Consider the following 15,674-nt stretch of genomic DNA (forward strand, 5'->3'; position numbering starts at 1 on the left):
GCCCCTTCGCGGGCGCGCTCCGCGGCCTCGAACTCGCGACAACCCTCCTCGGGCCGCCCGCGGCGCCGGAAAGCCGACACCGGACGTCGTCCCGGGCGACAGCGCACTCGCGCAGCAGGTGCCGGCGCAGCTCGCGCACCGCGACAGCGGGGCGACCGGCGGGCAGGCGTTCGGGTGCCGCGCAGTTCGCGGGGACGGCCGCCTCGGCGCCGACGAGCGGGTGCCGGTCGGCACCGGCGCCGGGCTCGTCGGTCCCGCCGGGACCGAGCAGCCGGAGGGCGGTCACCGGACCGGGCCGCGGCCGCCCACGGCCGGGGGACCGGCGTCGCCGTGGTGGACGACGTCGACGATCGTCTCGCCCGCCTCGTGATCGAGCGAGTGATCGAGCGAGCGGACGGTGCAGGCGCGGGTCGCGGGGCCAGATCCACGGCTCGGGGTACTCGACGCCCGGCAGCGGGAGGAGGATGAGCTCGACGTAGCGGTCGGTGTACGGGGTCTGCCGGAATCCGGCCGGACCCGCTGCCTCCGGACACGGGGAAGGGGCGGACCGCCGGTACCCCTCCCCCGGACACATCCGGTGAGGCAGACCCTATTCAGTGCTGTTGCTTCGGCCCTCGACCGCCGGGCCTCGGCGCCGCTGCTTCGGCCCTCGACCGCCGGGCCTCAGTTCTCCTGGTGGTAGGCCTCGAGGACCTCGGCCGGGATCCGGCCGCGGTCGGAGACCTTCATCCCCCGCTTGCGGGCCCATTCCCGGATGGCCTGGTTCTGCTCGCGGTCCACCGACGGGCGACGGGCGGCCGAGTTCGACGACGCGCCGCGACGCCGGGCCGGACCGGCGGCACGCCGGGCGGCGGCCACGTAGTCGGTGAGAACGTCACGCAACTTCTTCGCGTTGTCGTTCGTCAGATCGATCTCGTAGTTCCGTCCGTCGAGACCGAACTCGATCGTTTCGTCCGCCGCGTCGCCGGTCAGGTCGTCGACGAGCCGGACCTCCTTGATCTGCGCCATCGTCGCAGCCTCCCTGAATGACCGTGCAGGTATACGGGTGAACCGGCCCGACTGGTACAGGCTCGCAAATCAGCAATACCTGGACGCAATGGTGAGGCCACGCGAGGCAGCGGTACCGGCTCGAATGGAAGGCTATACGAGAAATGACCGTCCCGTCGACCGGGCCCCTCAATCAATGGGCAATCGAGTCGAAAGCCACTCGTTCGGGCCGTGGTCTTCGGTGAGGATGCTGCGTTCGCCGGGTACGACCGGTTCAGGATTCCCCACGGACGAGCGGGAACAGGATCGTCTCGCGGATGCCGAGTCCGGTCAGGGTCATCAACAGCCGGTCGACGCCCATCCCCATCCCGCCGGTCGGCGGCATCCCGTACTCCATGGCCCGCAGGAAGTCCTCGTCGAGCTGCATGGCCTCGGGATCACCCGCGGCGGCCCGCAGCGACTGCGCGTGCAGGCGTTCCCGCTGTTCCACGGGGTCGACCAGCTCCGAGTACGCGGTCGCCAGCTCCACACCGAACACGATCAGGTCCCAGGACTCCGACAGTCGCGGGTCGTCCCGGTGCGCCCGGGTCAACGGCCGCACCTCGACCGGGAAGTCGCGCACGAAGGTCGGTTCGGACAACGTGTGCTCGACGAGCTTCTCGAACAGCTCCAACACGATCTGCGCGGCGGTCGGGTATTCGGTGACGTCGACGTCGTGTGCGGCCGCGATCTCCTGCAGATCCTTCAGTTCGGTGTCCGGGGTCACATCGCGACCGACCGCGTCGGAGACCGCGTCGTAGAGCGTGATCGAACGCCACTCCCCACCGAGATCGTGCTCGGTACCGTCGTGGTGACGCACCACAGTGGAACCGAACAGTGCCCGCGCCGAGGACTGGATCAGCTCGCGGGTCAGCACGGCCATGTCGTCGTAGGTCGCGTACGCCTGGTAGGCCTCCAGCATCGCGAACTCGGGCGAATGCGTGGAGTCGATGCCCTCGTTGCGGAAGACCCGGTTCAGCTCGAAGACCTTCTCGATACCACCGACCACGCACCGCTTCAGGAACAGCTCGGGAGCGATACGCAGGTACAGATCGGAGTCGAGTGCGTTCGCGTGCGTGACGAACGGGCGGGCGGTCGCCCCACCGTGCAGCAACTGCAGCATCGGCGTCTCGACCTCGATGAAATCGGCGTCCGTCAGTACTTCGCGGACGGTGCGCAGCACCGTGGAGCGGGAACGCACGGTCTCCCGCGCCTGCGGGCGCAGGATCAGGTCGACATAGCGCTGCCGGACCCGGTTCTCCTCGGAGAGTTCCTTGTGCGCGGTGGGCAGCGGGCGGACCGCCTTCGACGCCATCGACCACTCGGTGGCCTGCACCGAGAGTTCGCCGCGCCGGGAGGTGATGACCTCACCGCGGACGAGCACGTGGTCCCCCAGGTCGACGACGGCCTTCCAGCGGGCCAGCTCGTCGGCACCGACGCGGTCCAGCGACAGCATGGCCTGCAGCTCGGTGCCGTCGCCCTCGCGCAGGGTGGCGAAGCAGAGCTTGCCGGTGTTCCGCAGGAAGATCACCCGCCCGACGACGGCGACCTCGTCGCCGGTGGCGGTGTCCGCGGGCAGGTCCGGGTGGGAGTCACGGACCTGGCGCAAGGTGTGCGTGCGCGGCACCTCGACCGGATAGGCCTCGCCGCCGGCGGCCAGCAGTTCCTCCCGCTTGGCCCGGCGGACGCGCATCTGCTCGGGGAGGTCTGCCTCGGAGTCGGTGGGAGTGCCGCCGGGAGTGTTCACGGCCGGTCAGGCTATCCGCGAGGCGGTGGCCTCGCGGCTGTCACCCCCCGACTACGACGGAACGGGCCCCGACGGCGTCGTACGTGCCGCGGGCCCGCGCGTCCCGAGTCGCGAGGACGACGTCGTGCGCAGCCGCGCACAGCCCGACGAGTGCGTCGTACACGGCTCCGCCGGCGATTCCCGCACGAGCGAGAATCGTGGGAAGATCCGCGGCGACCGCGTCCGGAAGAATCAGAGGTGAGCCGAACCGCTCGGCGATCAGCCGGGCTGCGTCGCCCGGGTCGAGCCGGCTATCACCGGGCAGGCGGGTGAGTACCGAGTAGGTCTCCGCGAGGGCGTGACCGGCCAGCACGACAGGCCGACCGTCCCACCAGCGGACCACGGCGCCGTGCGCTGCGTGTGCCCGGACCAGCAGCGGCACCGCGACGCTCGTGTCGAGGGCCGGCACCGTCACCGGCGACCGGCGTCGATCAGACCGAACACGACGTCGTCGTCGATCGGGGTGTCGCCGTCGGCGACCAGGACTCCGTCCTCCTCGACCAGCCGTGCGGTCCTCCCGACAGGGACGAGCTGCAGGCCGGCCCCGTACGCCGACACGTCCACCGTCGAACCGGGAACCAGCCCGAGCGCATCCCTGAGCTGTTTCGGCACGACGATGCGCCCTACGCTGTCCACCGTCGCTTCCACAGGGAAAACGCTACCAGCGTTTTCCCAGTGACGACCGGACTACCGTGAGCCGCATGGTCGATCCTGTCCGGGCGCGCAGCTTCGGCCCCGTCGCCGCCGCGTACGACGCGCACCGGCCCGGCTACCCGGACGAGGCCGTCGACCTCGCTTTGGACGGCACGGGCCCGCGGGTGCTCGACCTCGGCGCCGGGACCGGGAAGCTGACCCGGTCACTGCTCGACCGGGGGCGCGACGTCGTCGCCGTCGAGCCGGACGCGGGGATGCTCGCGGTGCTGACCGACCGGCTCCCGGGCGTCGACACCCGCCGCGGTTCAGCGGAGCAGATCCCGCTGCCGGACGGCGCGGTCGACGCGGTGCTGGTCGGGCAGGCCCTGCACTGGTTCGACATCGACCGGGCGACCCCGGAGATCGCGCGGGTGCTCCGGCCGGGCGGCCTGCTCGCGGGGCTGTGGAACGGCGTGGACGGCGACGTCGACTGGATCGCCGCCATGGAGGAGCTGCGCACCGGCGCGCCCCGTCCGGCGGACAACCCGGCGGGTGGCGGCGAGGGCCCCGAGATGCCCGGCCCGCCGTGGTTCTCCGACGCGCAGGAGCGCCGGGTGGCGTGGTCGTGGGAGACGACCGTCGAGGGTTACGTGCACAACCTGCGGACGCACTCGTGGGCACTGACCAGCGACCCGGCGCACCGGGAGGCCGTCCTGGACGGGATGCGCGACCTCCTGGCCGCCCACGCGGACACCACCGGCACGCTCGTGCTCCCGATGCGCACCATCGTCTGGCGGACGCATCGGGTGTGACCGTCCAGCGCCGACGATCTCTCCGCGCGCTCCGCTCAGTGCCGATGTTCGCTCCGCACGCTCCGCTCAGTACCGATGTTCGCTCCGCACGCTCCGCTCAGTACCGATGTTCGCTCCGCACGCTTCGCTCAGTGCCGATGTTCGCTCCGCACGCTCCGCTCAGCGGGCTCGGTGGTGGCGCAGGTGGGTCAGCCGCAGCCCGTGCAGGGTGAGGTCGGGCACGTGGTCGGTGACGGTCTCGGCCCGGTCCTTCACCAGCCCGGCCAGCCCCCCGGTGACGACGACGGTCACCGGCCCCGCGTCCGGCCCGAGCTCGGCCACGATCCGCCGGACCAGCCCGTCGACCTGTCCGGCGGCGCCGTAGAGCACGCCGGCCTGCACCGCCTCCACCGTCGTCCGCCCGATCACCGAGCGCGGCTCGAGCAGGTCGACCGGCCGCAGCGACGACGCCCGCTCGGCGAGGGCCTGCATCGCGATGTCGATCCCCGGGGCGAAGGCCCCGCCGAGGAACTCCCCCCTCGCCGACACCACGTCGATGTTCGTGCAGGTGCCGAGGTCGACGGACACGCAGGTGGTGCCGAACAGGTGGTGCGCCGCGATCGCGTTGACGATCCGGTCGGCGCCGACCTCGCGCGGGTGGTCCACCAGCAGCGGGACACCGGTGCGGACCCCCGGCCCGACGACGAGCGTGCGCATCCGGTCCGACCAGCGCGCCAGCAGGGTGCGCAGCTCGCGGGACGGGCCCGGGACGGTGGACAGCGCGGCGACCGCGGTGAGGTCGGCGACGTGCGCACCGAGCATCCCGGTGATCGTCAGGTCGAGCTCGTCGGCGGTGGCGCCGGTGTCGGTCCGCAGCCGCCAGCGCCGCAGCGGGACGGGATCCAGCGACGCCGGATCGGCTCCCGGTTCCGGCTCGGGGTAGAGGCCCAGCGAGACCGACGCGTTCCCGACGTCGATGCAGAGCAGCACTCTTCTCCTCGGAGATCTACCGGGCGGCGCTGCTGAGCAGCCCCGAGCCCTCCGGGGCGTGTCCCGGGTCGGCGCCGAGCTCGGCGATCCGGTTGTCGGCGTCGACGAACACCACCCGCGGGCTGTAGTCGCGCAGCTCGGCCGCGTCGTAGGAACCGTAGGAGATCAGGATGACCAGGTCGCCGGGGTGCACGAGGTGCGCGGCGGCACCGTTGATCCCGATGACCCCCGAGCCGGGATCGCCGGTGATCGCGTAGGTCTCCAGCCGGGCGCCGTTGGTGATGTCGACGATCGTCACCTGCTCGCCCTCGAGCAGGTCGGCGGCTGCCATGAGGTCGGCGTCGATCGTCACCGAGCCGACGTAGTGCAGGTCGGCCTGCGTCACGGTCGCCCGGTGGATCTTGGACTTCATCATCGTGCGGAACACGGTGCGCTCCTAGAGGGTGATCGGGGTGTTGTCGATCAGGCGGGTGGCGCCGAACCGGGCGGCGATCAGCAGCCGCGCGGCACCGGAGTCCGGCGGCGGACCGAGGTCGACGCCGCGCACCGCCAGGTAGTCGACGTCGACCTCGGGCTCCCCGGCGAGCTCGGCGCGAGCCGCCGCGAGCACGGCGTCGGGACCCCGGACCGACATCGAGGCCCCGGCGGCCAGCGCCCGGTGCAGGACGGCCGCACGGCGGCGCTGCCCGGCGTCGAGGAAGGCGTTGCGCGAGGACAGCGCGAGGCCGTCGTCCTCACGGACGGTCGGGACGCCGACGACGTCGAGCGGGAAGTACAGGTCGCGCACCATCCGCCGGACCAGCGTGAGCTGCTGGTAGTCCTTCTCCCCGAACATCGCGACGTCCGGTCCGACGATGTGGAACAGCTTCGACACCACGGTCAGCACGCCGTCGAAGTGGCCCTTGCGGGACGCGCCCTCCAGCTCGTCGCCGAGCGGCCCGGCCACCACCCGGGTGTCGGATCCCGGCGGGTACATGTCCTCGGCCCGCGGGACGAGGACCAGCTCGACGCCCTCCTCCCGGCAGGCGTCCACATCGGCCTTCAGCGGGCGCGGGTAGCGCTCCAGGTCCTCGCCGGCGCCGAACTGCAGCGGGTTGACGAAGATCGACACGACCGGGACGACGGCGCCCGGGATGCGGCGCGCGTGCCGGATCAGCTCGCGGTGCCCGTCGTGCAGGGCGCCCATCGTCGGGATCAGGACGATCTTCCGGCCGGTTCCGCGCAGCGCGCGGGTGACTCCTCCCAACTTCGCCGGGTCGTTGTGCACGGTCAGCCGGCCGGGCACGTAACCGTTGCGGGTCGATGCGGTCACCGGTCGTCCTCCAGGGTCTTCTCGACGTCGAGCAGCGCGGCGTGGTCCAGCAGCCCGGCCGCGGCGGCCCGCCGGGCGGTGCGCGCGGCGAGCGCCCGGTAGGCGGTGGCCAGGTCCGGGTCGGCCTCGGTGATGCGCTCCAGGTGGGTGCGGACGGTGCCGGCGTCGCCGCGGACGACCGGCCCCGTCAGCGCCCGGTCACCGTGCCGCAGCGCGTTGTCCAGCGCCGCGGACAGCAGGGGTGCGACGAGCCGGTCCGCGGACCGGACGCCGGCCGACTCCAGGAGCTGGACGCAGTCCCCGACCAGGGTCATGAGGTGGTTGGCGCCGTGCGCGAGCGCCGCGTGGTAGAGCGGGCGGACGGCCTCCGGGATCCGTACGGGCTCGCCGCCGGTCTCGAGCACGAGTGCCTCGGCCACACTCCAGCCGACCGCGTCGCGCGGGTCGGCGCCGGGGTCGTCGTCGGCCGGCGAGCCGGGGGCGGTGACGCCGATGCTGCACGCGGCGAGCCGCTGCAGGTCCTCGGACCGGCCGGTGAAGGTCATCACCGGGTGCAGCGCCAGGGGCAGGACGCCCTGGCCGGCGGCCGGGTCGAGCACACCGACGCCGTGCGAGCCCGCGGTGTGCACCGCGATCTGGCCGGGCCGGAAGCAGCCGGCGGCGGCGAGGCCACGGACCAGGCCGGGCAGGACGTCGTCGGGGACGGCGAGCAGCACCAGGTCGGAGCGGCTGCAGACCTCGTCCGGAGGGAGCAGGGGTACGTCGGGGAGCAACGTCGCGGCCCGCTTCACCGAGGCCGGGGAGACCCCGGAGGCGGCGACGACGTGGTGGCCCGCGCGCCCCAGCGCGGCTCCGAGCACCGAACCCACTCGTCCGGCGGAGATCACGCCGACGGCGAGCCGCGCGGGGCGACCGGCATCGATCACGTCAGTAGTCCGTTTCCTCCCGCTCCGGTCCGTGTCGGTACCGGTCGGGCAATCCGCGGTGCGCCCGGCCTGCGGTGGCCGGGCGTGCGACCGCGAGGGTAGACGCGCCGCCGCCCGCCACGGGCCCCCATATGACCGGCTTCACCCGACGGCCCGGACCGCCACCCCGGCCACGTCCCTCCCGGACCCCGGCTGCCAGGGGCCGACGGGGCGGGAGAGCGGCGGGTCAGGACGTCGTGGGGGGCGGGTCCTCGTCACGGCGGGCCTCCTGCCGGTTCCCCGGCTCCGCGTCGGCGGCGGTCGTGCCGGGTTCGCGGAGCATCGGCCGGGTCGGGCCCGGGTCGGCCGGGTCGTCCTGGTGCCGGCCGCGCTGCGCCGGGTCCGGTGCGTCGGCGCCGTCCGGACGACGGACCGGCCGGGTCAGGCCGTCGACCGGCTCCGGGGCCTGGCCGGGACCGGAGCCGGAGCCGGGTCCCGCGGGCCGGGCGGGGCCGTGACCGCTGTCGAGCGCCTGCTCGGAACCGGCGCCCGGGTGTGCGGGACGGCCGGGAGGGGGCGGTGGCGGCCCCGCGACGGGGCGGGGGCCCCCGCCCGCGTCCGGTTCGCCGGCCTGCTGCCACCACGGCCGTCCACCCGGCGCCGGAGCGCCCGGGCCGGGGATCCCGCCCGCGCCCCTCGGCCCCGGGACACCGGGGCCACCCGGCGCCGCGGGACCACCGGGAGCACCCGGGCCGCCGGCCGCCCCCGGCGCGCCGGGACCACCCGCCCTGCCCGGAGCTCCCGAGCCACCCGGTCCACCGGAGGAGCCCGGGGCGCCGGGAGCACCCCACCCCGGTCCGCCGCTCGCGCCGGGTCCGGGGTGACCGGGGTGACCGGCCCGACCGCCCGGACCGCCGTTGCCCGGCCGCCCACCGGGACCCCACCAGGCGGCGGGGGCGTCGTCGGGGATCGGCGGCCCGTCGGGGAACGCCGGGATCCGGTACGCCCCGGAGTAGCTGCCGTCCGGTGCCGCCGGCGGCGGTGGCTCCCAGCCGTGCGGCCGGTCCTGCCGCCAGGCCGCGACGAGCGCCTCGGGCACCCCGACCGCGATCGCGCGGGTCCGCAGGACCGCCGCGAGCTTCTCGTCGTGCAGGGCACGCGCGCTCTCCCGGACGGCGCCGCGAGAGATCCGGTTGCGCATGAAGGCCAGCTCGGTGACGGCGGCCTGGTAGTCCGCGACCGCCTTCGCCGCCGCCTTGCCGGACCGCCGCCGCACCAGCGCGCGCCAGCCCTTGCGCCGCGACAGCCGGGCGAGCAGCGGGACCTCGCTGGGCGCGATCCAGCCGGCCGCCGCGAACCCGGGGAGCTGCGCCGCGACGATCGACGCCTCGCGCCGCCGGGCGAACACCACCAGCACGATCAGTCCGGCGAAGATCGGCACCATCACGAAGAGGTAGATCTGGAAGAAGGCCCCCGGCGACGCGGCCAGCACCGAGGCGCCGTTCCACAGTGCGTGCAGCACCACCGCGGCGGCGTAGCCCACGCTCAGCGCCAGCACCCGCATCCCGATGCTGCGGCTGGCGACCGCCACCCCCGCCGCGATGCCGATCATGCAGGTGAACAGGGGGTGCGCGAACGGCGAGGCGATGCCGCGCACCAGCAGCGTCGCCACCACCCCCGCGGTCTCCGGGTCGGACACCGCGCGGCCCAGGTAGAGGATGTTCTCGGTGAAGGCGAAACCGGCGGCGGTGATCCCGGCGTAGACGATGCCGTCGACCATCCCGTCGAACTCCCGGCGCCGGAACACCAGCAGCCCGACGATGAACAGCCCCTTGGCGAACTCCTCGACGATCGGCGCGACGACGACCGGGCCGACCAGGTCCCCCGTTCCGCGCCCGGCCGCGGCGTCCAGCACCGCGGACGCGCTGGTGTTGATCAGCAGCGAGACCAGCGCGGCGAACCCGGCGCCCCAGAGGAACGCACCCATCAGCATCCGCGGCGGCTCGGGCTCCCAGCGGTCCACCCACAGGAAGGCGGCGACGACGGGCACGACCGGGAGCAGCGCGGCGAGCGTTCCGACCACGACGCCTGCGGTGCCGATGGCGCGCTGCAGGATGCCCACGGTGATCACCGTCAGCAGCGCGAGGACCACGAGCCCGATGACGGGCAGCAGCACGCCGCGGCGCTTCGCCGACGGGGCCGGCAGCAGAACGGTCGGGCCGCCGGGCGGGGCGGCGGGAGGAGCCATGGGCGCAGAGCGTAGAGAACTACCGGCGGTTCCACCCGGTATTCGGCGGCGCGACCCGGGCCACACCGCCGTCGGCGCCGATCATCCGCCGGAGCGGACGCCCCCGTCGGTGTCGTCCGGGTCGTCCGGGGCCCGGCAGCAGTGTTCGAGCCAGAGCCCGGCACCGACCAGCAGGAACGCGCACCCCAGCCCGATCCCGGCCACGATGCTGTCCCGGAACGCCGCGACCACGACGGACGCCATGGGCAGGGTGTGCACCAGCACGCCGGCCCACAGGCCCGCGATCACCGCCCCGCCGACCGAGGACGCCTTGGCCACCAGCACCGCCCGCGCGGCGACGAGCGGTGGGACCGGCAGGGCGCCGTCGCGGCGCTCGATCCGGCGGCGCAGCACGAACCCGCCGACGATCTCGGCGACCGCCAGCACCCCGACGGTCACGCCCGAGGCCACCGGCAACGACGGCAGCGACGAGTACGTCAGCTGGACGAGGATGTTCCCGAGCAGGGTCGCGACGATCACGATCGCGGCGAGGTCCCGGTAGCGGGTCGGCCGCACGGTCGGCTGCGGCTCCTCCTCCGGGCCGGGACGACGGCCGGACCCGCCCGGACCGGCCGCGGTCACGGCGACGCCCCCGGGTCGAGCGAGAGGTCGTCGCGCCGGACGATGCCGTCCCGCCCGGCGGGCCCGAGCCGTTCCAGCAGGTCCGCGACCGGGCCGTGCCCGTGCAGTACCGCCTCCGGGTCGGCGGCCAGCCACGGCAGCAGGACGGTGCCCCGCTCCGGGGTCCCCGGGTGCGGCAGCAGCAGTTCCGGGTCGTCGGAGAACACCGGCCCGTCGGGCCCCTCGACCTGGACGACGTCGACGTCGAGGGTGCGCGGGCCCCAGCGCTGTTCCCGGACCCGTCCGGACGCGTCCTCGAGTCCCTGCCCGCGGCGCAGCCAGCCGTGCGCGTCGAGCTCCGGGGCGTCGGCGACGACCACCGCGTTCAGGAAGTCCGGCTGGTCGGTGACGCCCCACGGCGCGGTCTCGTAGACCGGTGAGACGGCGACGAGCCCCGGCCCGAGATCGGCGACGACGGCGCGCAGGTGCGCGATCCGGTCTCCGAGGTTGGACCCGAGCGAGAGCACCGCGCGGCTCACGACCGCCCCCGGCGGATGACGACGGCGACGTCGGCGAACGTCAGCGGGATCGGTGCGGACGGCTTGTGCAGGGTCACCTCGACCTCGCGGACCCGCTCGTCGGCGGCCAGCACGTCGTCGGCGACCGCCCCGGCGACCGACTCGATCAGGTCGTGCGACGGGCCGCCGAGGATCGCCGCCGCCCGCTGCGCGAGCACGCCGTAGTCGAGGGTGTCGGCGAGGTCGTCGGAGGCCGCGGCCGCGGACAGGTCGGCGTGCACCACGAGGTCGACGACGAACTCCTGACCGTCGCGCTTCTCGTGCGCGAACACCCCGTGGTGGCCGCGTACCCGCAGCCCGCTGAGCTCGATCCGGTCGGTGTGCGCTGCCGGCCCGCTCACCGGTCACCGTCCCGCCCGGTCCGGGCCCGTGACGCGCCGAGCCGGCACGCCGCGCTGACCGCGACGGCGTCCATCGTGGACTCGACGTCGTGCACGCGGACGCCCCACGCGCCGGCGTTCGCGGCGATCGCGCTGATCGCGGCGGTGGCGATGTCGCGGCCCGGCGGGGGGCGGAGCTCGCCCTCGGCCGAGGCCAGCAGCTCACCGAGGAACCGTTTGCGCGAGGCGCCGACCAGCACCGGGAAGCCGAGCCCGACGAGCACGTCGATCCGGCGCAGCAGCGCCCAGTTGTGCGCGGCGGTCTTGGCGAACCCGAGACCGGGGTCGAGCACGATCCGGTCCGGGTCCACCCCGGCCATCACGGCGTGGTCGACCCGGGCCACCAGCTCCCCGCGCACCTCGCCGATCACGTCCTCGTACCCGGCGAGCTGCTGCATCGTGGAGCTGTGCCCGCGCCAGTGCATCAGCACCCAGGGCACCCGGGTCTCGGCCGCGACCGCGGCCATCCGCGGGTCAGCCAGCCCGCCGGAGACGTCGTTGACCATGACCGCGCCGGCCTCCACGGCCGCAGCGGCCACTTCGGACCGGGTCGTGTCCACACTGACCCGCACGCCCTCGGCGGCGAGCTCGCGCACCACCGGGAGTACCCGCTCGCGCTCGGTGGCCGCGTCCACCCGCTGCGCGCCGGGCCGGGTCGACTCCCCGCCGACGTCGATCAGGTCGGCCCCCGCGTCCCGCATCGCGACGCCGTGCGCGACGGCGTGTGAACGGTCGAGGTAGCGCCCGCCGTCGGAGAACGAGTCGGGGGTGACGTTCAGGATCCCCATCACCGCACACCGGCCCAGCTCCGGCAGGCCACCGTCCGGAGCGACCACGGCTACGACCCCCTGATCAGCGACAGCGCCTCCGCGCGCGAGGACGCGGAGCTCTTGAACAGCCCCCGGACCGCCGAGGTGGTGGTACGCGAGCCGGGCTTGCGGATGCCGCGCATGGCCATGCACAGGTGCTCGGCCTCCATCACGACGATCACCGCGCGCGGGTTGAGCTTGCGCACCAGCGCGTCGGCGACCTGCTTGGTGAGCCGCTCCTGCACCTGCGGGCGCTTGGCGTACAGGTCGACCACTCGGGCGATCTTGGACAGGCCGGTGACCTGCCCGTCGACCGCGGGGATGTAGCCGACGTGCGCGACCCCGTGGAACGGCACCAGGTGGTGCTCGCAGGTCGAGAACAGCGGGATGTCCTTGACCAGGACGAGCTCGCCGTGGCCCTCGTCGAACGTCTTCTCCAGCACCGTGTCCGGATCCACGAACAGCCCGGCGAAGATCTCGCCGTAGGCGCGCGCGACCCGGGTCGGCGTCTCGCGGAGCCCCTCGCGGTCCGGGTCCTCGCCGACCGCGAGCAGCAGCTCGCGGACGGCGTTCTCGGCGCGGGCGAGGTCGACGCCCTCGGGCACCGCCTGGGTGACCCCTGCCGCGACCGCCGCGGACCGGACGGGCGCGGGGACGCCGTCCGTCGTCGTCGTGCTCAGTGTCCTGCCTCCGGGTTCGTGCCCCGCCGGTCGTCCGGGCCGGAACCGTCCCCGGTCCCGCCGGAGGCGGAGCCCTCGCCGGACGGGCCGGTCCACGGTCCGTTCTGAGCGGGGCCCTGGCGACCCGTACCCGGCTGTGGCGTCCCGTCCGGCGCTGCCGGATCGGCCGGCCCGCCGGGACCGTCCGTGCCCGGGTCGGGCTGCACCGCGGGACCGGCCTGCGGCGCCGGGGACTGCGGGGCTGCGCCGTACCCGGCCGGGGCCTGGCCGTACTGACCCTGGCCCTGCTGACCCTGGCCCTGCTGACCCTGGCCGTACTGCCCCTGCCCGTGCCCCTGCCCCTGCTGGCCCTGCCCGTGCTGTCCGGCGCCCTGTTGCGTGGCGCCGCCCCAGTTGGCGGGCGGCCAGGTCTGCCCGTGCGGGGTCGTGGCCGGACGCCAGTCGGGCGGCGCACCGTAGTTGGGCGCGACCGCGGGCGGCGGTGGCTGGCCGGCTCCCTGGTAGCCACCCTGCTGACCGCCGTGCTGCGGGCCACCGTGCTCCGGCCCGCCGTACTGCTGTCCGCCGTACTGCTGTCCGCCGTTCGGCGCGGACGGGCCGTTGCCCCAGCCGTTACCGCCGGGCGTGGCGCCGTACCCGTTTGCGGGCGCTCCGCCGTGCGATCCGTTGCCGTTGGAGACCCCGCCGCCGTAGCCGCCGTCGTGGGGTGCGTCCGCCCGCGCCGGAGTACCCCCGCCGCTGGGGAACGGGGACGCACCGGGGGTGCCGGGGGCGTCGCCGTACCCGTTCGAGACACCGCCGGCGCTCGAGCCGACCCCGGCCGGCTCGGGCTCGGGCCACGGCTCGCCGCGCTCGTAGGCGATCTCGCGCCGGGTCTTGATCGGCGGCTTGTCCGACGGCGTGCGCTCACCGAAGTCGTTGAACGCGGTGATCCGCGGCCGCTTCTCCACCGATCCGAAGATCCGCTCCAGGTCCTTGCGGTTGAGCGTCTCCTTGTCCAGGAGCTCCACCACCAGGTCGTCGAGCACGTCGCGGTAGGTGTTGAGGATCTCCCACGCCTCGGTGTGCGCGGCCTCGATGAGCTTGCGCACCTCCTCGTCGATCTCGTGGGCGATCTCCAGCGAGTAGTCCGCCTGGTTGCCCATCGAGCGACCGAGGAACGGGTCGCCCTGCTCGCGCCCGTAGCGGACGGCGCCGAGCTTGGCGCTCATGCCGTACTCGGTGACCATCGCGCGGGCGATCTTGGTCGCCTGGTCGATGTCCGAGGACGCGCCGGTCGTCGGCTCGTGGAACACCAGCTCCTCGGCCGAGCGCCCGCCCATGGCGAACACCAGGCGGGCGATCATCTCGGCGCGGGTCATGAGGCCCTTGTCGTCCTCCGGGACGACGAGCGCGTGCCCGCCGGTGCGCCCGCGCGGCAGGATCGTGAGCTTGTAGACCGGCTCCAGGTCCGGCATCGCCCACGCGGCCAGCGCGTGCCCGCCCTCGTGGTAGGCGGTGATCTTCTTCTCCCGGTCGGAGACGATCTTCGACTTGCGCTTCGGACCGCCGACGACGCGGTCGACGGACTCCTCCAGCGCCGCCCCGTTGATCAGGTTGCCACCCTCGCGAGCGGTCAGCAGGGCCGCCTCGTTGATCACGTTGGCCAGGTCGGCACCGGACATGCCGACGGTGCGCTTGGCCAGCGACTCGAAGTCGACGTCGTCGGAGAAGGGCTTGCCCTTCGAGTGCACCCCGAGGATCGCCTTGCGACCGGCCAGGTCGGGCGCGCCCACCGGGATCTGGCGGTCGAACCGGCCCGGGCGCAGCAGCGCCGGGTCCAGGATGTCCGGCCGGTTGGTCGCCGCGATGAGGATGATGCCGCCGCGGGCGTCGAACCCGTCCATCTCGACCAGCAGCTGGTTCAGCGTCTGCTCGCGCTCGTCGTGACCGCCGCCCAGGCCGGCGCCGCGCTGGCGGCCGACGGCGTCGATCTCGTCGACGAAGATGATGCAGGGCGCGTTCTGCTTGGCCTGCTCGAACAGGTCCCGCACCCGGGAGGCGCCGACACCGACGAACATCTCGACGAAGTCCGAACCGGAGATCGTGTAGAACGGCACCGCCGCCTCGCCGGCCACCGCGCGGGCCAGCAGCGTCTTGCCGGTACCGGGCGGGCCGTAGAGCAGGACGCCCTTCGGGATCTTCGCGCCCAGCGCCTGGTAACGGGCCGGGTTCTGCAGGAAGTCCTTGATCTCGTAGAGCTCCTCGACCGCCTCGTCGGAGCCCGCCACGTCGGCGAACGTGTTCTTCGGCATGTCCTTGTTCAGCTGCTTGGCCTTGGACTTGCCGAAGCTCATCACCCGGTTCCCGCCGCCCTGGGCGTTGTTCAGGAACCAGAACAGGATGAGCAGGATCAGCGCCAGCGGGATCATCATCAGCAGCAGCGAGGACAGGAACGAGTCCTGCCGGACGACCGTGTCGTACTCGGCGATCCCGGGGACCTGGCGGACCTGGTCGAAGATCTGCCCGGAGAGCTGCGCCGGGTACTGCGTGATGATCTGGTCGGCCTGGGTGCCGTCGACGTCGATCGGACGGTCCAGGGTCAGCCGCAGCTGCTGTTCCCGGTCCTCGACCAGCGCGTCACGGACGTTGCCGTCCTGGATCTGGGTCAGCGCGACCGACGTCGGCACCTCGGAGTAGCCGCGGGTGTCGTCGAACAGCTGGCTGAACCCCAGATAGATCAGGATCGCGACGAGGATCCAGATCAACGGGTTGCGGAGCAGGCGCTTGCGGTCCATTCAACGTCGGCCGGGTGGCCTTCACCTTCCCGAGAGTGGTTCACAGCAGCGGCGGCGGAGACGAGGACACGCCTCACCGTATGGCCCTGACCCGCCAGGATAGCCGCCCGCCGGGGCGTCTGCGCCGGGCGGACCGGACCGGACGGACCGTACAGGCCG

At 73.8% G+C, this 15,674-nt stretch carries 17 protein-coding genes; 2 read left to right on the forward strand and 15 right to left on the reverse strand.

Features of this window, described 5'->3' with window-relative positions; translation table 11 throughout:
• The first annotated feature begins 118 nt into the window (after positions 1–118).
• On the forward strand, positions 119–370 hold the full coding sequence (locus WIS52_RS16035; RefSeq protein WP_349299058.1) for a hypothetical protein: 252 nt from the start codon (positions 119–121) through the stop codon (positions 368–370).
• Between the two features lie 293 nt (positions 371–663).
• Here the strand turns inward: WIS52_RS16035 and WIS52_RS16040 are convergent, their stop codons facing one another.
• From WIS52_RS16040 to WIS52_RS16055, 4 genes are all read right to left on the reverse strand, one after another.
• A complete protein-coding gene (locus WIS52_RS16040; protein ID WP_349299059.1) occupies positions 664–1,008 on the reverse strand; it encodes a histone-like nucleoid-structuring protein Lsr2 in 345 nt (114 codons plus the stop codon).
• A gap of 253 nt (positions 1,009–1,261) precedes the next feature.
• Positions 1,262–2,719 (reverse strand): lysine--tRNA ligase, encoded by a 1,458-nt coding sequence (gene lysS, locus WIS52_RS16045; RefSeq protein WP_349299281.1) that lies wholly within the window; start codon positions 2,717–2,719, stop codon positions 1,262–1,264.
• Positions 2,720–2,813: 94 nt separating this feature from the next.
• Positions 2,814–3,227, reverse strand: a complete 414-nt coding sequence (locus WIS52_RS16050) for a type II toxin-antitoxin system VapC family toxin (protein ID WP_349299060.1) — start codon at positions 3,225–3,227, stop codon at positions 2,814–2,816.
• A complete protein-coding gene (locus WIS52_RS16055; protein WP_349299061.1) occupies positions 3,224–3,448 on the reverse strand; it encodes an AbrB/MazE/SpoVT family DNA-binding domain-containing protein in 225 nt (74 codons plus the stop codon). The genes WIS52_RS16050 and WIS52_RS16055 overlap by 4 nt, the downstream gene beginning before the upstream one ends.
• A gap of 65 nt (positions 3,449–3,513) precedes the next feature.
• On the opposite strand from WIS52_RS16055, the gene WIS52_RS16060 reads away from it, so the two are divergent.
• On the forward strand, positions 3,514–4,257 hold the full coding sequence (locus WIS52_RS16060; RefSeq protein WP_349299062.1) for a class I SAM-dependent methyltransferase: 744 nt from the start codon (positions 3,514–3,516) through the stop codon (positions 4,255–4,257).
• Positions 4,258–4,416: 159 nt separating this feature from the next.
• On the opposite strand, the gene WIS52_RS16065 is transcribed toward WIS52_RS16060, so the two are convergent.
• The 11 genes from WIS52_RS16065 to ftsH form a co-directional block, all read right to left on the reverse strand.
• The gene (locus WIS52_RS16065) at positions 4,417–5,226 is read right to left on the reverse strand and encodes a type III pantothenate kinase (protein WP_349299063.1); all 810 of its coding nucleotides are present in this window, start codon (positions 5,224–5,226) and stop codon (positions 4,417–4,419) included.
• Between the two features lie 16 nt (positions 5,227–5,242).
• Complete coding sequence (panD, locus tag WIS52_RS16070) at positions 5,243–5,653, reverse strand: aspartate 1-decarboxylase (protein WP_349299064.1); 411 nt, start codon at positions 5,651–5,653, stop codon at positions 5,243–5,245.
• Positions 5,654–5,662: 9 nt separating this feature from the next.
• A complete protein-coding gene (panC, locus tag WIS52_RS16075; RefSeq protein WP_349299065.1) occupies positions 5,663–6,538 on the reverse strand; it encodes a pantoate--beta-alanine ligase in 876 nt (291 codons plus the stop codon).
• A complete protein-coding gene (locus tag WIS52_RS16080) occupies positions 6,535–7,461 on the reverse strand; it encodes a Rossmann-like and DUF2520 domain-containing protein (protein WP_349299282.1) in 927 nt (308 codons plus the stop codon). The genes panC and WIS52_RS16080 overlap by 4 nt, the downstream gene beginning before the upstream one ends.
• A gap of 229 nt (positions 7,462–7,690) precedes the next feature.
• Positions 7,691–9,691 carry a PrsW family intramembrane metalloprotease gene (locus WIS52_RS16085; RefSeq protein ID WP_349299066.1) on the reverse strand — a complete coding sequence of 667 codons (2,001 nt, stop codon included), beginning with the start codon at positions 9,689–9,691 and terminating at the stop codon, positions 7,691–7,693.
• A gap of 81 nt (positions 9,692–9,772) precedes the next feature.
• Entirely contained in the window at positions 9,773–10,312 is a 540-nt protein-coding gene (locus WIS52_RS16090; protein WP_349299067.1) for a DUF3180 domain-containing protein, read from the reverse strand.
• Positions 10,309–10,830 carry a 2-amino-4-hydroxy-6-hydroxymethyldihydropteridine diphosphokinase gene (gene folK / locus WIS52_RS16095; RefSeq protein WP_349299068.1) on the reverse strand — a complete coding sequence of 174 codons (522 nt, stop codon included), beginning with the start codon at positions 10,828–10,830 and terminating at the stop codon, positions 10,309–10,311. Before folK ends, WIS52_RS16090 begins: the two co-directional genes overlap by 4 nt.
• Complete coding sequence (gene folB / locus WIS52_RS16100; protein ID WP_349299069.1) at positions 10,827–11,210, reverse strand: dihydroneopterin aldolase; 384 nt, start codon at positions 11,208–11,210, stop codon at positions 10,827–10,829. The genes folK and folB overlap by 4 nt, the downstream gene beginning before the upstream one ends.
• Positions 11,207–12,037: a dihydropteroate synthase gene (gene folP / locus WIS52_RS16105; RefSeq protein ID WP_349299283.1), complete on the reverse strand. Its 831-nt coding sequence runs from the start codon at positions 12,035–12,037 to the stop codon at positions 11,207–11,209. Before folP ends, folB begins: the two co-directional genes overlap by 4 nt.
• 50 nt (positions 12,038–12,087) lie before the next feature.
• Entirely contained in the window at positions 12,088–12,663 is a 576-nt protein-coding gene (gene folE, locus WIS52_RS16110) for a GTP cyclohydrolase I FolE (protein WP_349299070.1), read from the reverse strand.
• Positions 12,664–12,734: 71 nt separating this feature from the next.
• Positions 12,735–15,515: an ATP-dependent zinc metalloprotease FtsH gene (gene ftsH / locus WIS52_RS16115; RefSeq protein ID WP_349299071.1), complete on the reverse strand. Its 2,781-nt coding sequence runs from the start codon at positions 15,513–15,515 to the stop codon at positions 12,735–12,737.
• Positions 15,516–15,674 lie beyond the last annotated feature (159 nt).

Source organism: Pseudonocardia nematodicida (genome assembly GCF_040105385.1).
Lineage (GTDB): Bacteria > Actinomycetota > Actinomycetes > Mycobacteriales > Pseudonocardiaceae > Pseudonocardia > Pseudonocardia nematodicida.